The sequence below is a fragment of the Streptomyces sp. CWNU-52B genome (genome assembly GCF_047444975.1).
Classification (GTDB): Bacteria; Actinomycetota; Actinomycetes; order Streptomycetales; family Streptomycetaceae; genus Streptomyces.
This window is the reverse complement of the sequence record NZ_JBLFJV010000050.1, coordinates 359,042-378,855: the sequence shown is the minus strand read 5'-3', so window position 1 is coordinate 378,855 and position 19,814 is coordinate 359,042. Positions and strand designations below refer to the sequence as shown.

Sequence of the window (19,814 nt, the reverse complement as noted above, 5' to 3'; positions counted from 1 at the left end):
TTGTGAACCCGCACTTCAGACCAGGGGGACACCCTTCATGCACGCAGATCTCTCCCGCTCCACCTTCCGCCCGGAGCGGCACTACTCGGCGGTCGTGGCCCAGCAGGGCCGCGTCCAGCTCGACGCGGACGCCAACGAACAGACGGCGATCCAGCTCCACCAGGCCCGTACCCTCACCGCCGACCTGATCGGACCGCACGGCGGACCGCGCGACGCGGCCGGTTTCCGGATCGAGTACGTGGGCGGCAAGCACGACATCGACACGCTCTTCATCCACGGCGGCCGCTACTACGTGGACGGGATCCTGTGCGACGCGGACCGCCCGGCCGTGGGCGTCCCCGTACCGGACGAGGAGCACGAAGACGACAAGGCCGAGGCGCAGGGAACAGCGGCCGCCGCGCAGGAGAGCGCGCACTGGACGTACTGGGACCAGCCGGACGGCTTCCGCGACCCGGAGAAGCCGGGGGACCGGCTGCCCTCGCCCGCCCAGGCGCCGTTCGTCGCCTACCTCCGGGTGTGGGAGCGCGCGGTCACCGCGGCCGAGGACCCGGCGCTGCGCGAGGTCGCCCTGGGCGCGGCGATGCCGGACACCTCCGCGCGCGTCAAGGTCGTCTGGCAGGTGCTGCCGCTGGCGCTCTCGGCCCTGGAGATCGAGGACCCCGAACCGTCGAAGGACACCGTCCGCGAGGCGTTCACCCGCTGGGCCGGGAAGCAGGCCGCCTCCTCGGCCCGCCTCGCGGCCCGCGCCGAGCGCCCCGGGCACGCCGACGAGGACCCGTGCCTGGTCAAGCCCGACGCGCGCTACCGGGGCCCGGAGAACCAGCTGTACCGGGTCGAGGTGCACGCGGGCGGCGAGGCGAAGGACGCCACGTTCAAGTGGTCCCGCGAGAACGGCTCCGTGGTCTTCCCGGTCGACGAACTCGACGGCACCTGGGTGCAGTTGGCGTCCTTGGGCCACGACGACAAACTGGACCTGGACGTGGGCGACCGCGTGGAGTTCACCGACACGGCGTACGCGTCCCGCCTCGAACCCCTGCCCCTGCTGCGGGTCGAGGAACTGGACCTGCCGGGCCGCCGCGTACGGCTGTCCGCCGAACCGGAGCCGGGTGTCGGACGGCTGCCGCACCTCAACCCGTTCCTGCGCCGCTGGGACCACCACGAGGGGCCCAGGCGCAAGGGCCGTACGACCACGCTGCGGGGCGGGGCCGTGCCGGTCGCGGAGGGGGAGTGGCTGCCCCTGGAGGACGGCATCGAGGTGTACTTCGCCCAGGGCGGCGCGTACCGCACCGGCGACCACTGGACGGTTCCCGCGCGCACCGCGACGGGCGGCGTCGAATGGCCTGCCGACCGGGCCCGCAGGCCGCTGCTCCGTTCCCCCGCGGGCATCGCCCGCCACTTCGCGCCGCTGGCCCTCGTGAAGAGCGAGGCGGGCGCGGTGGACCTGCGGCTCGGCTTCGCGCCGCTGGCCACCGACATCCCGGCGGCCGACGAGGCGACGCTGGCGGCGGAGGCACGGGCCCGCGAGGAGGAACAGGAGGCGGAGGCCGACCCCTCCGGCGGCAGGTCGCAGACGACGGCGGAGGCGGAGGCGGCGGTGGACACCACGGACACCACCGGCACGACAGGCACTACGGGCACGACGCAAGGAGACAACTGATGGCCACGCCCCTGACCGCGTCGAAACTGGTGGCGATCCTGCGCGCCGAGGGCCTCACGGTCCACGAGGTCCGCAACTGGCGCAGCCACAACCGCAATTCCAAGGGCGCCTGGGGCCCGATGAACGGCGTGATGATCCACCACACCGTCACGTCCGGCACCGACGCCTCCGTGGACATCTGCTACGACGGCTACTCGAACCTGCCGGGACCCCTGTGCCACGGAGTCATCGACAAGAAGGGCCACGTCCACCTGGTCGGCAACGGCCGCGCCAACCACGCGGGGCTCGGTGACGGTGACGTCCTGCGCGCCGTCGTCAACGAGACGAAACTCCCGGCCGACAACGAGGCGGACACCGACGGCAACCGCCACTTCTACGGCTTCGAGTGCGTCAACCTCGGCAACGGCAAGGACCCCTGGCCCGAGGTCCAGAAGGAGGCCATCGAGAAGGTCTCCGCCGCGATCTGCCGCGCCCACGGCTGGTCGGAACGCTCCGTCATAGGCCACAAGGAGTGGCAGCCGGGCAAGGTCGACCCGCGCGGCTTCACGATGGACAGCATGCGGTCCCGCATCAAGGCCCGCCTGGCGGGCAAGGGCAACACGACCCCGAAGCCGGACCCGAAACCCACCAACCCGAAGCCGACGTACCAGTCCTTCCCGGGCAGCGGCTTCTTCCACATAGGCCAGAAGTCCGCCGCGATCACCGCGATGGGCCGCCGCCTGGTCGCCGAGGGCTGCAGCCGCTACGAGACCGGCCCCGGCCCCAACTGGACAGAGGCCGACCGCAAGTCCTACGCGGCCTGGCAACAAAAACTCGGCTACAAGGGCAAAGACGCAGACGGAATCCCCGGCAAAAAAAGCTGGGACGCCCTAAAGGTCCCCAAGTCAGACTAGGAAACCCATTCAGGCCCCGCGCCCCGAGCCCTCAGGGGCGCGGGGAACGGCGCAGTCTTTTGTCTTTGGGGGGCGCGAGGAACCGCGCGTTCTTCGGCTTGAGGGGCGCGGGGTGCGGCGCAGTCTCTTGCCTTTGAGGGGCGCGGGGAACGGTGCGTTCTTCGGCTTGGGGGGCGCGGGGTGCGGGCGCAGTCTTTTGTCTTTGAGGGGCGCGGGGTACGGCGTGTTCTTCGGCTTGGGGGGCGCGGGGTGCGGCGCAGTCTTTTGTCTTTGGGGGGCGCGGGGAACGGTGCGTTCTTCGGCTTGGGGGGCGCGGGGTGCGGCGCAGTCTTTTGTCTTTGGGGGGCGCGAGGAACCGCGCGTTCTTCGTCTTCAGGGGCGCGGGGAACGGCGCAATCTTTTAGGGGCGCGGGGAACTGCGCGACCAGCCACGACGAACCCGCACCATCAACACGGAGCCCAGCCCCCCGAACCGCTCACCCACCGCCGGTAGGCGGATACGGCGGCCGAGCCGGAATCACCGCCCCCGGCACAGAAGACACCGGCACAGGCAACGCGGGCAACGCCGCCTCATACACCCACGCCCCGAACAACTCATCCACCGGCTCCACCGCGTACCGGGCAACGTGCGCGACGAACCCCGCCGTGGTCACCACCCCACCCCGATGCACCCCGGCCCACCCCCGCAACATCCGAAAGAACGCCTCGTCCCCCAACACACACCGCACCGCGTGCAACACCAACCCACCCCGCTCATAGAGCCGGTCGTCGAACATCGACTTCCGCCCCGGGTCAGCCAACCGCAGGTCCTGCGCCTGCCCGGCCAACCCCCGGTGCGCGATCCCCGCCAACGCCTGCGCCGTACGCCCACCCGACCGCTCGGACCACAGCCACTCCGCGTACTTGGCGAACCCCTCGTTCAGCCAGATGTGCCGCCAGTCGGCGATGCTCACACTGTTGCCGAACCACTGGTGCGCCAACTCGTGCGCCACCAACCGCTCGGACCCCCGCGCCCCGTCCACATGGTTCGCGCCGAACAGCGACAGCCCCTGCGCCTCCACGGGCACATCGAGCTCCTCCTCCGTCACGACGACTGCGTACTCACCGAACGGATACGGCCCGAACAACTCCTCGAACAGCGCCATCATCGCGGGCTGCCGGGCGAAGTCCCGCGAGAACTCCGTCAGCAGCCGCACCGGCACGTGCCCCGTCTGCGGCACACCACCAAGACCCGGGTCGCCGAGCAGCACGGTCTGGTACTTCCCGATGGACAGCCCGACCAGATAGCTGGACGTGGGCGCCGACTGCTCGTACACCCACGTCGTCGTGGACGCCTTCGCCGTACGCGTCAGCAGCCGCCCGCCCGCCACCACCGAGTACGCCGACGGCGTCGTGACGGCGATCTGGTACGAGGCCTTGTCGGCGGGCCGGTCGTTGCACGGGTACCAGGACGGCGCGCCCACCGGCTGGCTCGCCACCAGCGCCCCGTCCTCCAGTTCCTCCCAGCCGAGCCCGCCCCACGGGCTGCGTACCGGCTTGGGGTTGCCCGCCCAGTGGACCTCCACGGTGAACGCGGCCCCGGCCCGGATCGGCTTCGCCGGGCGGATCCGCAGCCGGCCGCCCCGGTGCGTGTAGTGCGGTGTCCGCCCGTCGACCCGCAGCCGCCCGATCCGGAAGTCGGCGAGGTTCAGCTGGAACTCCGCGAGCGGCGAACGGCCCGCTATGGCGTTCAGGCGCGCGGTCCCGGACAGCCGGTTGGGGCCCGGACGGTAGTCGAGGGCGAGTTCGTACCGGTGCACCCGGTACCGGGGATCACCGTTCGCCGGAAAGTACGGATCCAGGTCCGCTCCCGCTGTCTGCCGAACCACTGAAGTGTCTGCTCCCCTGCGCTGTGCTCGTACGACGTGCCGGTGGCGCCCGGTGCCTGTGCCCGTGCCCGGTGGACGTCCCCCGGCGCGTACCGGCCGCGCCCACTCCTAGGACCGCCACGCCTCGATCGGGTTGCCCAGCCAGCGGGTGTCGTCGGGAACGGATTCCGCGGCCATGACGAGGGACGCGGGCCCCAGTGTGCTGCGCGCCCCGACGGTGCTGCCGGGCAGAACGATTCCGCCGGGACCCAGGGTGGCGCCCTCACGGAGGACCACAGTATCCGTCCGCAAGATCCGGTCGTGGAAGAGGTGGGTCTGCAGCACACAGCCGCGGTTCACCGTCACCGCGTCCTCCAGCGTCACCAGATCCGTCTCGGGCAGCCAGTAGCTCTCCACCCAGACGCCCTTGCCGACGTGGGCACCGAGGCCGCGCAGCCACAGGTTCATGACGGGTGTACCCGGCACGGACCCGGCCAACCACGGCACGGCGACGACCTCGACGAACGTGTCGGCCAGTTCGTTGCGCCACACGAAACCGCTCCACAGCGGATGCTCACCGGCCCGGTGGCGCCCCACGAGCACCCACTTCGCGACCACGGACAACAGCCCCGCCGCCGCCCCGGCACCCAGCAGCACCACCCCGGCGAGCGCCCAGGCCCACCCGCCCAGCGCGCTCAGCGCCGCCACCGTCAGCACGGCGAGCGCCGCCGAGCAGAAGACCGGCACGATCCGGCACAGCTCGACCAGCGCCCGCGCCCACAGCAGCCGCGCCGACGGGTCGTACGTACGGCTCTGGTCGCCGCCCTGCGTGGAGCGGGGCAGCTTGACCGGCGGAAGCCCCAGGTAGGAGCTGCCCTTCTTGGCCTTCTTCGGCGTAGCGGACAGCACCCCGACCAGCCCGCCGTCCGGCACCGAACGGCCCGGCGCGGTCATCCCGGAGTTCCCGAGGAAGGCCCGGCGCCCGATCTCCGCCCGCCCGATCCGCATCCAGCCGCCCCCGAGGACGTACGGCGCGGTCAGCGTGTCGTCGGCCAGGAAAGCGCCCTCGCCGACCGTGGTCAGGCTCGGCAGCGCGAGCACCGTCGACACCTCGGCGCCCCGCCCGATCCGCATCCCGAGCAGCCGCAGCCACACGGGGGTGACCAGCCCGGCGTACAGCGGGAACAGCGTCTCCCGCGACCGGTCCATCAGCTGGGTGACGGTCCAGGCCTGCCAGCCGATCCTGCTGTGCGTGGGATGCGTACCGGGCCGCAGACCGAGGCTGAGCAGCCGCACGGCGACCAGCAGGAGCAGCGCGTACGCGAGCCCGAAGGCGAGCGTCGCCGGCACCAGCGCCACCGCGGCACCGCGCAGCGCGTCGACGAGCCCGGCGCCGGGCGCCACGAAGGCGCTCATCACGAGCAGCGAGGCGACCCCCGCGACCAGCGGAAGCAGCGTCAGCGCGAACCCGGTCGCCCCGTACATCGCACGCCAGTACGTCCCCTTCTGGGGGCGCTCCTTGGGCCAGTCCCGCTTGGCCTTGCCGAGCTTGACCGCGGGCGCGCCGGCCCACCGCTGACCGGTCGGGACATGACCGGTGACGGCCGAACCGGGGGCCACCTCGGCCCGCTTGCCCACGCGGGCACCGGGGAAGAGGATGCTCCGGGTGCCGACCACGGCGTGCGCGCCGACCTTGACCGCGCCGATCTCCAGGCGGTCGCCGTCCAGCCAGTGTCCCGACAGGTCCACCTCGGACTCCACGGCGGCGCCGCGGCCGAGCTTGAGCAGGCCGGTCACGGGCGGCAGCGAGTGCAGATCGACGTCGGGCCCGACCTTGGCGCCCAGCGCACGCGCGTACCGCTCCAGCCAGGACCCGGTCAGCGAGGTCGCGCCGCTGAACTCGGCGAGCCGCTCGGCGGCCCACAGCCGCAGATGCACGCCCCCGCCCCGCGGATACCTCCCGGGTGTGACGTTGCGCAGGAGCAGCCGCGCCCCGCCCGCGCCGATCGCGAGCCGGCCGGGCGGACTGAAGAGCAGGACGGCGCCCGTGGCGACGAGCCACCAGGAGGCGGTGGGCGCCCACGGATACGCCCCGAACCACTGGAGGGCGTTGCCGAGCGCGGCCAGCGCCACCGTCCAGCGCAGCCCGAGCAGCGCGAAGAGCGGAACGAGCACGAGCAGCTGAACCACCTTGGCGCGCAGCGGCACCGGCGGGATCACCCGCTCGGCACCGTCGCCCTGTGCGGACTTCTCCAGATGCCGGGCGAGCTTGCGCAGGCTCGGCTGCTGGTAGATGTCGAGCACGGCGGCGCTGGGGTAGCGGGTGCGCAGCCGCGTGGTGAGCATGGCGGCGGCGAGGCTGCCCCCGCCGATCGCGAAGAAGTCGTCCCGGGCGGACCCCACCGGGATACCGAGCACCTCGCTCCACTGCTCGGCGAGCCAGGCCTCGGTCCCGTAGAGCTGCTCGCTGGGCCCGGCGCTCTCCAGCCCCTCCAGCGGCCAGGGCAACGCGTCGCGGTCGACCTTGCCGGAGGTACGGGTCGGCAGTTCGGCGACGGGGGCGAGGAGCGGGACGAGGGCGGCGGGCAGCACGGCCCGCAGCTTCTCGACGGCGGCGGCGTGATCCCACCCGTTCCCGTCCCCTGTGTCGTCTGTGTCCTGGGCGTCCTGGGTGTCGTCTGTGCTGTCCTGGAGGACGACATAGCCGACGAGGAGCTGGTTGCCGCCGCGGGCGGTGCGTACGGCGGCCGCGGCGCCCGCCACCCCGGGCAGTGCCTGGAGCGCGGTGTCCACCTCGCCCAGCTCGATACGGCGCCCGCCGAGCTTGATCTGCTCGTCGGCCCGCCCGAGGAAGATCAGCCCTTCCGGCTCGGCGGTCACCAGGTCACCGCTGCGGTAGGCGCGTTCCCAGCCGAGTGATTCCAGCGGGGCGTACTTCTCGGCGTCCTTCTCCGGATCGAGATAGCGCGCGAGCCCCACCCCGCCGATCACGAGCTGCCCGCTGCCGCCCATCGGCACGGGGTCCCCGGCGTCGTCGACGACGGCCAGCTCCCAGCCGTCAAGGGGCAGCCCGATCCTGATGGGCTCCTCGCCGGTCAGCAGCGCGGCACAGGCCACGACGGTCGCCTCGGTGGGCCCGTAGGTGTTCCACACCTCGCGCCCCTCGGTCACCAGGCGCTGCACCAGCTCGGGCGGGCAGGCCTCGCCGCCGAAGATCAGCAGCCGGACCTCGTTGAGGGCCTCCGGCTCCCACAGGGCGGCCAGCGTCGGCACGGTGGAGACGACGCTGATCTCCTGCTCGACCAGCCAGGGGCCCAGGTCGGCGCCGCTGCGCACCTGGGAACGCGGTACGGGCACCAGGCAGGCCCCGTACCGCCAGGCCAGCCACATCTCCTCGCAGGAGGCGTCGAAGGCCACGGAGAGCCCGGCCATGACGCGGTCGCCGGGCCCGATGGGGTCCTCGGCGAGGAACAGCGCGGCCTCCGCGTCCACGAAGGCGGCGGCGCTGCGGTGACTGACGGCGACGCCCTTGGGCTTGCCGGTGGAACCGGAGGTGAAGATGATCCAGGCGTCATGCCCGACCCCGGGCCGGGAGGCGGGCACGGCGCTGCGCCCTTCGACGGTCAGCTCATGCCCGGCCCCGACGACGGCGCGTACACCGGCCTCCCCGAAGACCAGCTCGGCGCGCTCGTCAGGATCCTCGGCGTCCACCGGAACATAGGCGGCGCCGGCGGCCAGCACGGCGAGAATGGCGACGTACAAGTCGTTGCTGCCGGAGGGCACCCGCACCCCGACACGATCCCCGAGCCCGACCCCCGCGTCACCCAGCCGCCGCCGCAAGCTCTCGACCTCGACGGCCAGCGCACGGTAGGAGAGGCAGCGATGCCCGTCGTCGAGAGCGGGCTCGTCGGGATGGGCCCGCACGGAGGCGTCCAGAATGTCGACGAGCGTGCGCGGAGAGGGCGCGGATCCGGCGGAGAACCGAGCCCGGTCACCGAACTCCGCCCGTACCTCGGCGTCCGACAGATCGCCGGACAGAGGGAACGCGGGGCCTTGCTGGAGGGCTGCCATCGGGTCCTCACATGTCGTACCCGGATACCCCGGGGGAGCCGGCGGGCCCGCAGGTATGCCTGGGGATATTCCACTCAGCTCCGAACAAGCGTGGAATTTTAGTACGACGCTAGCCCCGGACCTGCACGGCAGCGAGGTGAACGCCCCGCGAAGGCTGCGTCAGAGCGGGCCCCGCGACGCTCTGACGTGGCGGTATGTCACCCTGACGAGATCTACCCCACACATCCCGGAAACACGGCTCGACGGCGAGTTCCTCCTCGGTGTCGTCCACGCACGCACGCCTCGAAGAGGACCTCCGCCTTCGCCGACAAGGACTGTCAAGGACTGTCAGGGCGCCCGCGAACGGGCCGGCGCGGCCCCCGGTGCGCGCACGCACTATCGCGACCTCGCGCAAACGCGTACTATCGCGTTCGAGTTCGGCCTCCCGCTGAGTCGGCAACCCATCCCGTTGAGGAACCCTTCATGCCCGCTGTCCTGAACCCCGTCCTCGATCTTCTGACCGTACGAGGCACCGTCACCGAGGCCGAGCAGGTCACCGCCCGGATGCGTCGGCTGCGCATCGACGGCGGACAACTGGCCGGGCTGGATGTCCGGCCCGGCCAGCAGGTGAGAGTCCTGGTCGGCGGACTCACCCTCCGTACGTACTCGATCTGGCACTACGACCCGTCCGGCGGCGTCGAGTTGTGTGTACTGGACCACGCGGCGGGCGGACCGGGCGCCCGCTGGGGCCGCACCGTGGCGACAGGCGAACAGGTGCGGCTGAGGCGACCCGAGGGCACCTTCACGCTGCGTCCCGACGCAGCCCGCCACCTCTTCGTCGGCGACGAGACGGCCTCGGTCGCGTTCGGCGCGATGCTCGCGGCACTGCCCGAGGAAGCCGTCGTCTCCGGGTGCGTCGAGACGGCGACAGCCGCGGACCGACTGCCCCTGGCGGGCGGCGACCGGCTCGACTGGGTGCTCCGGGGCGAGACATCACTGCCGGACGCGGTACGACATCTCGCTCCCGAACCGGGCGGGATCGCGTATGTCGCCGGGGAGGCACGGGACGTGCAAGCGGTGCGACGGGTGCTCCAGGAAGCAGGCTGGGACCGGCGCGCGGTCCTGACCAAGCCGTTCTGGACGCCGGGCAGGAAGGGCATGGACTGACGGCCGGCGCGTACGCCTCAGTCCGCCACCGGAGGCTGAGGGACGACTGCGGCACCGGATGGGGGCAGATCTTCGCCTGGGTGACAATCGAGGTCCGTAAAAACGAGGACGAGACCTGCGACGTGTTCGAAACCCAGCGTCTGCCGGCCAGGTGCAACGGCATCGGCGAAGACGCCGATCGGTACGGCCGCGAACTGATCAAGAAACGAGGCCGGACACATGGGCAGGAGCTGGCCCGTACCCTTCGCGGTCAACATGGTGCTCGGGATCCCGGGCATCGTGCCGGCCTGGCTGGTGTACTACTTCGCCGCGAACTGGCCACTGGCCGGACTCGGCCTCGCCGGGAGGAATCCCACGGAGAACGACGGTGTCCTGCCCTGGCTGCTGCTCGCCGGGCCGGTCCTCACGCTGTTCTTCCTCATGTGGTGGCTGATCAACTTGCCGATCCGACGCCGCACACGCCTGACACCGGGGACCTACTGGCTGCTGAGCGCCGCGGCCGCCACTCTGCCCACGCTCGCCCTCACCACCCTCGTCATCATTCTTTGAGGAAGGTACGAAGGCGTACAGACCGACATGTGCGGCAACACCGATGACATGGTGAGACGGACCGTACTCACACGCGCCGGTGTCGTCACGGCGGCAGTCGCCGTGGATTTCCTCGTGTCGGGTGTGGCCACCGCCGCACCCTTGGAGGCAGCGAAGACGGAGAAGGCGGCCCCTGCGGTCTGAGCGTCGGCATCCGCGGTACGCGTCCGCCCCGGTGCCGTCTCGAAGGGCGGGCTCAGCTCAGACGACGATCACCCGGCGTCCGCGCGTATGGCCCGCCTGGCTGTCGGCGTGTGCCGCCGGGGCGTCGGCCAGCGTGTACGACTTCTCCACCGGGATGTGGAGCCTGCCCCGTGCGATGAGGTCTGCGGCCTCGGCCAGCGCGTCCGGTACGTTCCCGGCCACTCCGGAGAACCGGACACCGAACTTCGGCGCGTCGAGGTCCGCGATGGTGACGACCTTGTGCGGATCCCCGGTCAGTTCGACGAGTTCGCCGAGGACGCCCGAGCCGGCCAGATCGAGGGCCGCGTCGACCCGGCCGAGCCGCCGCACCCGTTCGACCCAGCCCTCGCCGTACGTCGTGGCGCGGGCGCCCAGGCTCCGCAGATAGTCCTGGTTCGCGGCGCCGGCGGTGCCGATCACCGTGATGCCGCGCTCACGGGCGATCTGCAGCACCGCCGAGCCGACCCCTCCGGACGCGCCGCTGGCCAGCAGTGTCTGTCCGGGCCGTACACCGACCTCGCGGATGACGCGCAGCGCGGTCTCCACCACGGACGGGTACCCGGCCGCCTCTTCGAAGGTCAGCCCCTCGGGCATCCGGGCCCAGGCGGACAGCACGGCGAACTCGGCGTAGGTGTCCGAGCCCTCGCCGAACACGGGATCGCCGATCTCGACCCCGTCGGCCCCCTCGCCGACCTCGTCCACCACTCCGGCGGCGTCCCGGCCGCTCCCGGAGGGCAGTTCGATCGGGCGGAACGTCTGGAACTGGCCCTCGCGGAGCCGCCAGTCGTACGGGTTCACGCCGGCCGCCCGCACGGCGACACGTACCTGACCTGGGCCCGCGTGGGGCTCCTCGGCGTCCACGAGGCGCAGAACATCGGGACCGCCGAACTCGGCAAAGCTCACTCTCTTCATGTCGTGGACCGTAGCACTATCGGTTAGTGGTTTGAAACCGGTGCAAGTTTGAATCCGGTGGTGTCACGGGGGAGGTGGGCGTGCGACAGAGGGCTGCGGCTCGTTCGCCGGACCCGGAAACGCAAAAAACCCCACCGAAGTGGGGTCTCAGCTGGTGCTCACATACTGGTGTCCGAGGGGGGACTTGAACCCCCACGCCCGATAAAGGGCACTAGCACCTCAAGCTAGCGCGTCTGCCATTCCGCCACCCGGACAAGGTGTCTGTCGCGCGGGGTTCCCCTCGCGGCGACGAAGGAAACATTACCAGGCTTTCGAGAGCCCCCGATCACGGGCCGTCCGGGCGTGAACGGCGTGTGACGGGCGTGGTCCGGGCGTGGTCCGGCCTTGGGCGGGGAGGACCGGAGAGAGAGGATGAGAGGGACCACCAGCAGTGACAGTGGGAGGAAACGGCGTGAGCGAGCAGGACACGACCAGGAGCATCAAGGGTGAGGACGAGGTCGTCGACCTCTGCCGCGAGCTGATCCGGATCGACACGAGCAACTACGGCGACCACTCGGGCCCCGGCGAGCGCAAGGCCGCCGAGTACGTCGCGGAGAAGCTCGCCGAGGTGGGTCTCGAACCGGAGATCTTCGAGTCGCACCAGGGCCGGGCGTCCACGGTGGTCAGGATCGAGGGGGAGGACCGCTCGCGGCCCGGCCTGCTCATCCACGGCCACACCGACGTCGTACCGGCGAACGCCCAGGACTGGACGCACCACCCGTTCTCCGGCGAGATCGCCGACGGGTGCGTGTGGGGCCGGGGCGCGGTCGACATGAAGGACATGGACGCGATGACCCTCGCGGTCGTACGCGAACGGGTGCGCAGCGGCCGTAAGCCTCCCCGGGACCTCGTGCTGGCGTTCCTGGCCGACGAGGAGGCGGGCGGCACGTTCGGCGCCAAGTACCTCGTCGACAAGCGCCCCGACCTCTTCGAGGGCGTGACGGAGGCGGTCGGCGAGGTCGGCGGATTCTCCTTCACGGTCAACGAGAACCTGCGGCTGTACCTGGTGGAGACCGCCCAGAAGGGCATGCACTGGATGAAGCTGACCGTGGACGGCACCGCCGGGCACGGCTCGATGATCCACCGGGACAACGCGATCACCGAGCTGTCCGAGGCGGTCGGGCGGCTGGGCCGGCACAAGTTCCCGGTACGCGTGACGAAGACGCTGCGGCACTTCCTGGACGAGCTCGGCGACGCCCTCGGCACCGAGCTGGACCCGGAGGACATGGACGCGACGCTGGCCAAGCTCGGCGGTATCGCCAAGCTCATCGGCGCCTCGCTCCAGAACACCGCCAACCCGACCCAGCTGGGCGCCGGCTACAAGGTGAACGTGATTCCCGGGCAGGCCACCGCGCACGTCGACGGCCGCTATCTGCCGGGCTACGAGGAGGAGTTCCTCGCCGACCTGGACCGGATCCTCGGCCCGAACGTGAAGCGCGAGGACGTGCACGCGGACAAGGCGCTGGAGACCACCTTCGACGGGGCCCTCGTGGACGCCATGCAGATCGCGCTCTCGGCCGAGGACCCGATCGCGCGGGCCGTCCCGTACATGCTCTCCGCCGGTACCGACGCCAAGTCCTTCGACGACCTCGGCATCCGCTGCTTCGGCTTCGCCCCGCTGAAGCTGCCGCCGGAGCTGGACTTCGCCGGGATGTTCCACGGGGTCGACGAGCGGGTGCCGGTCGACGCACTGAAGTTCGGAGTGCGCGTGCTCGACCGCTTCATCGAAGCGTCCTGAAGTTCCCCGGGAACGGGACGTGTGCGCGCCACGCCGGCCTTGAGACCCGCTCCACTTCATCCGTGTGACCACCCCACCGGTGAAGTGGAGCCCGGGGTCCAGCCGATGAACCCCGCCGATGAACCCGGGAAACGCGGGCATTCGCGGACGGCCCAGATTAGCCGAATGTATTACTAGTATCCAGAGATCTGTGGATTGTAGCGCACCCCTTGGCGCTCTCGACAGCTTCCTCTCATTTCTCGTTCCAACGAAGGACCGGATCCGGTGGGCGTGTTTGCTTATCCGCCCCCAGGGCATGAAAAATTCTGTCTGCCTCGAAATAGAGAAGGGCAGGAGAAAATGGTTAATCGCGCTCCCGGCGAGCGTGCACGAAAAGAACCATCACGTGCTTTCCCGTCCTTCGACCATTGGTTATGTGCATGCACTCGTTCTGCGATTCCTCCTGGTATGACGTCATCCAGCACCGCGAACGACTCATCCGACTGGTGCGCCGCCGACTGCCAAATCCCCACGACGCCGAGGACTGCGTCCAGGAAGCCATGCTGCGCGCGGCGGCCCACCGCGACCTGGACCGTGATCGCCTCGGTGCCTTCCTGACCTCGGTCGCCATGCGGCTGTGCGTCGACTACTACCGGGAGCGGGAGCGCTGCCTGCGGCTGTTGCAGCGCACCACCACCGGACGAGAGCCGGAGATGCTGGAAGAGGCCGTCTGCGACCGGGAGTTCGGCCGTTGGCTGCTCCGGCAGGCCCATCAGCTCAGCGGCCGGGAACGGCAGGTCATGCTCGCGCGGGCCGATGGAATCTCCATCGCCGAGTTCGCCCGCATCAACCAGATTTCCGTAAAGGCCGCCGAGGGTGCTTTCACGCGTGGCAGAGCGCGGCTCCGCAATGTGTGCAGTAAATCCCTGGGTGAACCTCGCGGATAACCGGAAAAAAGTCCGGCATCCTGGTCGATTCCATGTCGATTCCATGATGCCCATTCGGGAAGGACGCTCGCAAAAGTGGCTGACAAGCCGAGCACGCAGGACACCATCAAGAACTTCCTCAGCGATATCGCCGACAGTTCGAACCGGGCCTTCAACGAATTCCTCGACCCGCCGAGCAAATCCAATAAGTCCAACACCCCGGACTGGTTCTCCGCCGGCTACCCGCTGGCGGCCCTGGCCGGCACACCGGCCGGGGCGCTGCAGGCGCTGGCCGCTATCAGCGGTGGCGCGAACCCCATGGCCAACCCGTTGGCCGCGCTCGCGGGGGTGAACCCGCTCGCCGCCCTGGCGGGCGCCGGCGCGGGTGACCGGGACCGCGGCCCGGACGCGGCGAACCTCCTCGGAGCCCTCGCGGGGGCGGCCGGCCCGCTTGCCGCGCTGGCAGGTGCCGGGGGCCGAGGTGCCGCGGCGGCGAACCCGCTGGCGGCACTGGCCGGGGCGGCCAACCCGCTCGCCGCCCTGACCAATCCGCTCGGCGCCGTCGGCCAGCTCGCGGGCACGGCGAACGACCTCGGCGGCCTGGCCGAGTCCCTGGCGACACTGCCCCAGCAGCTCGCCAGGCTGACCGACCTGCTCGCCACCCTCGTCGGCGCCCTGGACGCCGTCAAGGACGTCGCGGGCGCCGCCGGCGTCGTCCGGCAGCCGGTCAAGAAGTAGCACCACCGCAGTTCTGTCGCTCCGCCGTCGATCCGCTGTCCGGCCCGGTCCGCCGGGCCGGACAGCGCAGCACCCCAGGAGGGGAACCCGCGTAGTGAGGACCTTGGTCGGCGACCGGCTCCGGCTGGTCGTGAAGGTGCTGGGAAGTCTGATCGCCGACGAGGTCGGTCACACGGCGCGGGGACGCAGCAGATCCAGAAGGGACGGCAGGTCACCGGCGGAGGAGGAGGCGTTCGCCTCCGCCTCGGCCGGGGACGCCCGGCGGCGTGCCCGCGCCGTACGGCACGCCCTGGAGAGCCTGGGGCCGTTCTACGTGAAGCTCGGCCAGATCCTCTCCACCCGGCCGGACATGGTCCCCGCGTCGATGATCGCCGAGCTGCAGAACCTGCACGACCAGGTCGACGTACAGCCGTTCTCCACGTTCGAGCCCGTCCTGGAGCGTGACCTCGGCCCCGACTGGAAGCTCCGGTTCGACGACATCGACACGGTGAAACCCCTCGGGGCCGCGTCCCTCGCCCAGGTCTACCGCGTGGCCCTGCCCGGCGGGCGCCCGGCGGTCGTGAAGATCCAGCGGCCCGCGATCCGCGAGGCGGTGCACGCGGACATGGTCCTGCTGCGCCGCGCCGCCCGGATCGTGGCCCGCGCGGCGCCCCGGTTCAACGAGGTCATCGACGTCGAGGGGATGCTCGGCTCGATCTTCGACGCCATGGAGCCCGAGCTGGACTTCACCGGCGAGGCGCGCAACATGGAACAGGCCCAGGAGGCGGTACGGGACTTCCGCACGCTGGCCGTCCCCGAGGTCCTGTCGGCCACGCCCCGGGTGCTGGTGCAGTCGATGGCTCCCGGCATGTCCGTACGGCATCTGGACCGCGGGTCGTTCAGCGACACCGAGCGCACCGACATCGGCAAGGACCTGCTGCGGTTCATGTACCGCGGCTACTTCGTCCAGCGGACGTTCCACGCGGATCCGCACGCGGGCAACGTCTTCGCCATGCCGGGGGAGCCGGCGACCCTGATCGACTGGGGCATGGTCGGACGCCTGGACAAGCGGACCAGTCTGCAACTGCTTCCGCTGCTGATGGCACTGGCACAGAACGACGGACACGGCCTGGCCCGCGCCTGGGCCGACATGGGGAAGATCACCGCCTGGGCGAACCTGCCGGCGTTCGCCGCCGACATGGCGGCCCTGGTCCCGAAGATCGCCAACGCCTCGCTGGACGAGCTCAACTTCGGCGTCTCGCTGACCACCGTGCTGGCGAAGGCCAGCAAGCGGGGGATCGGCTCCGCGCCGTCGATCTCCCTGCTCGGGAAGTCCTTCGCCAACCTGGAGGGCTCGGTGCGCTGTCTGGCGCCCGAACTGTCCCTGGCGGAGATCTTCAAGGGCGAGGTCCGGGGCATCCTGCTGTCCCTGCTCAGCGAGTTCGTCTCGATGGAGCAGCTGGCCCGTACGACGATGGACCTCATGGTCACCGCCAGCACGAGCCCCGAGCAGCTGCGCGGACTGCTGGCCGACACCGCCAACCAGCGGTTCGCGCTCCAGGTCCACCAGCCGCGGACGTCACCTGCCATGGGGGGCGAGCGCGGATCCCACCGGGGCCTGCTCGCCCTGGGCGCCATGGCACTGCTGCTGGACCACCGCCGCAGATCCCGCTGAGCGGCAGCGGCGGCGGCCGTGGTGAGGCGAAGGGGCCGGCCCCCTTCGGCCCCCCTGGCGCCGAGCCCCGCGCCAAGTGCTGCGCCGAGCCTCGCGCAGGCGTCAAGTCCTGTCCGTCACGCGCGGATGGGGACACCGTGCTCACGGTCGTCCGTGAGGATCTCCATCAGGGCGCGGTTGTCGGTCCTGAGCTCGGCCCGCTTGCCGGTGATCCGGTTGACGATCTCCACCGTGCAGGAGCCGATCTTCGTGTTGAGGCAGTGTTTGATCCCGCCGGGCGGGTTGTAGTAGTTCAGTCCGACGAACCGCTCTCCCGGGGCGCTCATCCGGCCGCGGATGTCGACGGTCCCGTCGGAACTGGCGAAGTCCCAGTAGAAGTAGCCGAAGTCCGCACGGGCGGAGAGCGCCTGCCGCAGCGACACCAGCGAGTACTCGCGGTCCTGGTGCCGCAGGACGAGGAAGGTGACCTTCGGAGTGCTCAGCGGGCCGATCTTGGCGCGGGCGGTGACGATCTCCAGGAAGCTGTCGGGCTCCCCGTCGAAGCCGGCGACCTGCCCGAAGGCGTAGTGATCGGTGTGCCGGCTGCCCCAGTTGTGGTTCTGGCTGCCCCGCCAGCCGTCGACGGAGACGCTCTCGCCGTTGACGCGCAGGCTGCCGCTGTACTCGGCGAGCGGCGTGCCGACCAGGCTCTTGGCCTTGGGGAACCCGCCCGTGTACATCTTCTGCGGCAGCAGGAAGAGCGGCGGCTCGTCCCCGGTGTACGTCAGATCCCAGCCGACGCTGCCGTCCGGACCCGTCGCCTCGCCCTTGAGACGGCCGGGTTCCAGCAGCCGGTCGCCGACCCGGGCGCTGAACGAGTCGGTGCTGAAGTGGCAGTCCGCGACCGGGTGTTCCTCCTTGGCCACCACGTGCTGTCCGGTGACCCCGTCGAAGTAGATCGCCCACAGTTCGCCGATGGCCGCCTCGGGCATCTTCGCGGGGCTGAAGATCGTGTACCTGATCCAGAAGGCGCGGGGCTCCGTGGGGTGGTTGCCCCGCTGGTAGAAGCTCTCGTAGTGACCGGCCTGCTGGCCCGGCCGGTACCGGGTCCAGTTGACGCGCTCGGGGCCGGCGATTCCAGGGTCAGCGTTCATCGAGGTCCGTTCTTCTCTTCCGGGTCTTCGTCTTCCGGGGCTTCGCTCCCGGACGTGTTGCCGCGCCGCGGCAGTGGGTCACTGCGCTCGGGCGGGGCGCTGAGCGGGGCGCGCGGCCGACGGCGTCCGCTGATGCATCGTCATCAGCATCCCGTGCCGGGGCCGCAGAGTGATGGTGGCGTGGTTCACCACCCGGTGCGAGGGGACATGCCGGAACTCCCAGCGGCGTACCAGGGCGACCAGCAGCAGATGGGCCTCCATCAGCGCGAAGTGCTTCCCGATGCACAGGTGGGGCCCCGCCCCGAACGGCAGATAGGCGAAGCGGTGACGGCCCTTCCTGGCGTCCGGCAGGAAACGGTCCGGGTCGAAGCCCTCGGGGTCCGGCCAGTGCCGAGGGTGACGGTGGATGTTGAACAGGTTGACCAGGACCCGTGACCCGGCCGGCATCCGGTAGCCGCCCAGTTCGGTGTCCCGCCGCACCAGCCGGGGGACGATCGGCGCCGACGGGTACAGCCGCAGGGCCTCCTCGAAGACCCGCAGCGTGTACGGCATGGCCGTCAGGTCCTCCGGGGTGGGCAGCTCGTCGCCCACGTGGTCGTCCACCTCCCGCTGGACCCGCCGCAGCACCTCACGGTTCCTGGTGAGCAGATAGAAGGCCCAGGTGAGCGTGATCGCGGTGGTCTCGTGCCCGGCGGCGAAGGTGGTGATCACCTCGTCCCGCAGCTCCCGGTCGGTCATCCCCTCACCGGTGTCGGCGTCACGGGCGGCCAGCAGCATGTCCAGCAGATCCCCGTGCCCGGCGGCGGTGGACGCACCGGCGGCGGTGCTTCCGGTGGACTGCCGGCGCTCCGCGATGATCCGGTAGATCAGGTCGTCGAGTCCCCGCATGACCTGGTGGAAGCGCCGGTTGCGCGGCGTCGACCAGTGGGTGGGCGGGCTGAACGGGTTCTGCAGCCGGTCGAAGGCGTAGTTGATCGCGACGTCCACCGCGTCCGGTCCGATCCCGGCCAGGGTCCGGCTCACGTCCGTGCTGAACATGCAGCGGCTGACGATGTCCAGGGTGACCCGCATCATCTCGGTGTGCAGGTCCACGACCGAGCCCGTGCGATAGCGGGCCGACATGTGCGAGATCTGCTCGGCCGCCGAGACACCCATCGTGGTGAACATGTCCGCGAGGGCCTGCTTGGTGTAGATCGGCTGCATCATCCGGCGGTTGCGCAGCCAGCTCTTGTGGTCGTCGCTGGTCAGCAGGCCCTCGCCGAGGACGAGCCGCAGCGGGTTGTCCGGCCCGAGCTTGCCGAACCGGTCCGTGTCGGTCAGCACCTCGCCGGCCAGCTCCGGGCTGGACACCCCGTGCACCACCACCGTGCCGAGCCGGTAGCGCACCAGGTCACCGTGGGAGGCGAGCCCCCGGTGCATGGTCCGCAGGATGTCGCGCCTGAAGTCCAGGACACTGCCCAGCACCGGGAGCCCCTCCACCCGGGGGGCGGGCACCGCCGCGTACGCGCGTACCTCGGTCATCGGGCCGTCCTCACTTCCGCGCCAGGGCGCAGACCCAGCCGAGCGACCTGCTCGGCTCCGACACGAACCGGGCGTCCTGGAAACCGGCCTTGGTGAGCCGGTCCACCAGGTCGTCACCGGAGAGGATGTGCAGCCCGTCGCGCTCCGAACGCTCCGTGAAACGCCGGCCGAAGAACCGCTGCACCATGGACGGGTCGGCACCGGCCTCCCGGCTCATCTCCAGCGTGACCGAGACCTGGCCGCCCGGCTTGAGCACCCGGTACGCCTCGGCGAGGCCGCGCATCGGATCCGGCCAGAAGTAGAAGGTCTCGATCGCGCACACCTGGTCGAACGAGGCGTCCTCGTACGGCAACTCCCGGCAGTCGCCGTGCCGGACCTCGACCCGGCCGCGCGCGATCCCGGGCACGTTGCGCCGCACCGCCTGCGCGACCATCTCCATCGAGTAGTCCACCCCGGCGGTGAACCCCTGCGGGGTCCGCAGCGACAGCAGCTTCACCGCCATGCCCCCGCCGCAGCCGATGTCCAGCACCCGCTGGTGGCCGCGCACGTCCATGTGCTCGATCGCCCACTCGGTGAGACTGCGGTGCTGCACCGCCATCAGGTTTCCGAAGAACCGGCCGGCTCTCCCGGTGGGCTTGCGGAAGTTCGCTTCCATGAGTTCCAGCGGCTTGGCCAGCAGCGTGCCGATCGTGCCGATCATTGTGGGGCTCCTTTCACGAGCGGTCCTGTGTGCGTGTCGCCTCTGCACGGCGTGCGTGCGTACTGCTTCCGGGACCGGCCGGCGGGCCG

Annotated in this window: 14 protein-coding genes and 1 tRNA gene; 8 read left to right on the top strand and 7 right to left on the bottom strand. The window is 70.7% G+C overall.

Annotation, left to right across the window (positions count from 1 at the left end; genetic code table 11):
• Positions 1-37 precede the first annotated feature (37 nt).
• Entirely contained in the window at positions 38-1,657 is a 1,620-nt protein-coding gene (locus ACLVWQ_RS34535) for a DUF6519 domain-containing protein (RefSeq protein ID WP_414113182.1), read from the top strand.
• Positions 1,657-2,550: a peptidoglycan-binding protein gene (locus ACLVWQ_RS34530; RefSeq protein ID WP_414113181.1), complete on the top strand. Its 894-nt coding sequence runs from the start codon at positions 1,657-1,659 to the stop codon at positions 2,548-2,550. Before ACLVWQ_RS34535 ends, ACLVWQ_RS34530 begins: the two co-directional genes overlap by 1 nt.
• 476 nt (positions 2,551-3,026) lie before the next feature.
• On the opposite strand, the gene ACLVWQ_RS34525 is transcribed toward ACLVWQ_RS34530, so the two are convergent.
• Together ACLVWQ_RS34525 and ACLVWQ_RS34520 are read right to left on the bottom strand one after the other, a co-directional pair.
• Entirely contained in the window at positions 3,027-4,418 is a 1,392-nt protein-coding gene (locus tag ACLVWQ_RS34525; RefSeq protein WP_414113180.1) for a M1 family metallopeptidase, read from the bottom strand.
• Positions 4,419-4,526: 108 nt separating this feature from the next.
• Entirely contained in the window at positions 4,527-8,468 is a 3,942-nt protein-coding gene (locus tag ACLVWQ_RS34520) for a Pls/PosA family non-ribosomal peptide synthetase (protein WP_414113179.1), read from the bottom strand.
• 462 nt (positions 8,469-8,930) lie between these two features.
• On the opposite strand from ACLVWQ_RS34520, the gene ACLVWQ_RS34515 reads away from it, so the two are divergent.
• Positions 8,931-9,614 carry a siderophore-interacting protein gene (locus ACLVWQ_RS34515; RefSeq protein WP_414113178.1) on the top strand — a complete coding sequence of 228 codons (684 nt, stop codon included), beginning with the start codon at positions 8,931-8,933 and terminating at the stop codon, positions 9,612-9,614.
• 219 nt (positions 9,615-9,833) lie between these two features.
• Positions 9,834-10,163: a hypothetical protein gene (locus ACLVWQ_RS34510; RefSeq protein ID WP_414113177.1), complete on the top strand. Its 330-nt coding sequence runs from the start codon at positions 9,834-9,836 to the stop codon at positions 10,161-10,163.
• Between the two features lie 240 nt (positions 10,164-10,403).
• Here ACLVWQ_RS34510 and ACLVWQ_RS34505 read toward each other — a convergent pair whose 3' ends face one another.
• A complete protein-coding gene (locus ACLVWQ_RS34505) occupies positions 10,404-11,297 on the bottom strand; it encodes an NADP-dependent oxidoreductase (RefSeq protein WP_414113176.1) in 894 nt (297 codons plus the stop codon).
• A gap of 166 nt (positions 11,298-11,463) precedes the next feature.
• Positions 11,464-11,551, bottom strand: a tRNA-Leu gene (locus tag ACLVWQ_RS34500).
• Between the two features lie 197 nt (positions 11,552-11,748).
• Here ACLVWQ_RS34500 and ACLVWQ_RS34495 point away from each other — a divergent pair.
• The 4 genes from ACLVWQ_RS34495 (at position 11,749) to ACLVWQ_RS34480 (ending at position 16,371) form a co-directional block, all read left to right on the top strand.
• On the top strand, positions 11,749-13,074 hold the full coding sequence (locus ACLVWQ_RS34495) for a M20/M25/M40 family metallo-hydrolase (protein WP_414113175.1): 1,326 nt from the start codon (positions 11,749-11,751) through the stop codon (positions 13,072-13,074).
• 419 nt (positions 13,075-13,493) lie between these two features.
• A complete protein-coding gene (locus tag ACLVWQ_RS34490) occupies positions 13,494-14,000 on the top strand; it encodes an RNA polymerase sigma factor (RefSeq protein WP_414113174.1) in 507 nt (168 codons plus the stop codon).
• 75 nt (positions 14,001-14,075) lie between these two features.
• Positions 14,076-14,717, top strand: coding sequence for a hypothetical protein (locus tag ACLVWQ_RS34485; RefSeq protein WP_414113173.1), 642 nt, complete (start codon positions 14,076-14,078; stop codon positions 14,715-14,717).
• 94 nt (positions 14,718-14,811) lie between these two features.
• Positions 14,812-16,371, top strand: coding sequence for an ABC1 kinase family protein (locus tag ACLVWQ_RS34480; protein WP_414113172.1), 1,560 nt, complete (start codon positions 14,812-14,814; stop codon positions 16,369-16,371).
• A gap of 116 nt (positions 16,372-16,487) precedes the next feature.
• Here ACLVWQ_RS34480 and ACLVWQ_RS34475 read toward each other — a convergent pair whose 3' ends face one another.
• The 3 genes from ACLVWQ_RS34475 to ACLVWQ_RS34465 form a co-directional block, all read right to left on the bottom strand.
• A complete protein-coding gene (locus ACLVWQ_RS34475) occupies positions 16,488-17,504 on the bottom strand; it encodes a hypothetical protein (RefSeq protein WP_414113171.1) in 1,017 nt (338 codons plus the stop codon).
• Between the two features lie 78 nt (positions 17,505-17,582).
• On the bottom strand, positions 17,583-19,025 hold the full coding sequence (locus ACLVWQ_RS34470; protein ID WP_414113170.1) for a cytochrome P450: 1,443 nt from the start codon (positions 19,023-19,025) through the stop codon (positions 17,583-17,585).
• 10 nt (positions 19,026-19,035) lie between these two features.
• Positions 19,036-19,725, bottom strand: a complete 690-nt coding sequence (locus ACLVWQ_RS34465; RefSeq protein ID WP_414113169.1) for a class I SAM-dependent methyltransferase — start codon at positions 19,723-19,725, stop codon at positions 19,036-19,038.
• Positions 19,726-19,814 lie beyond the last annotated feature (89 nt).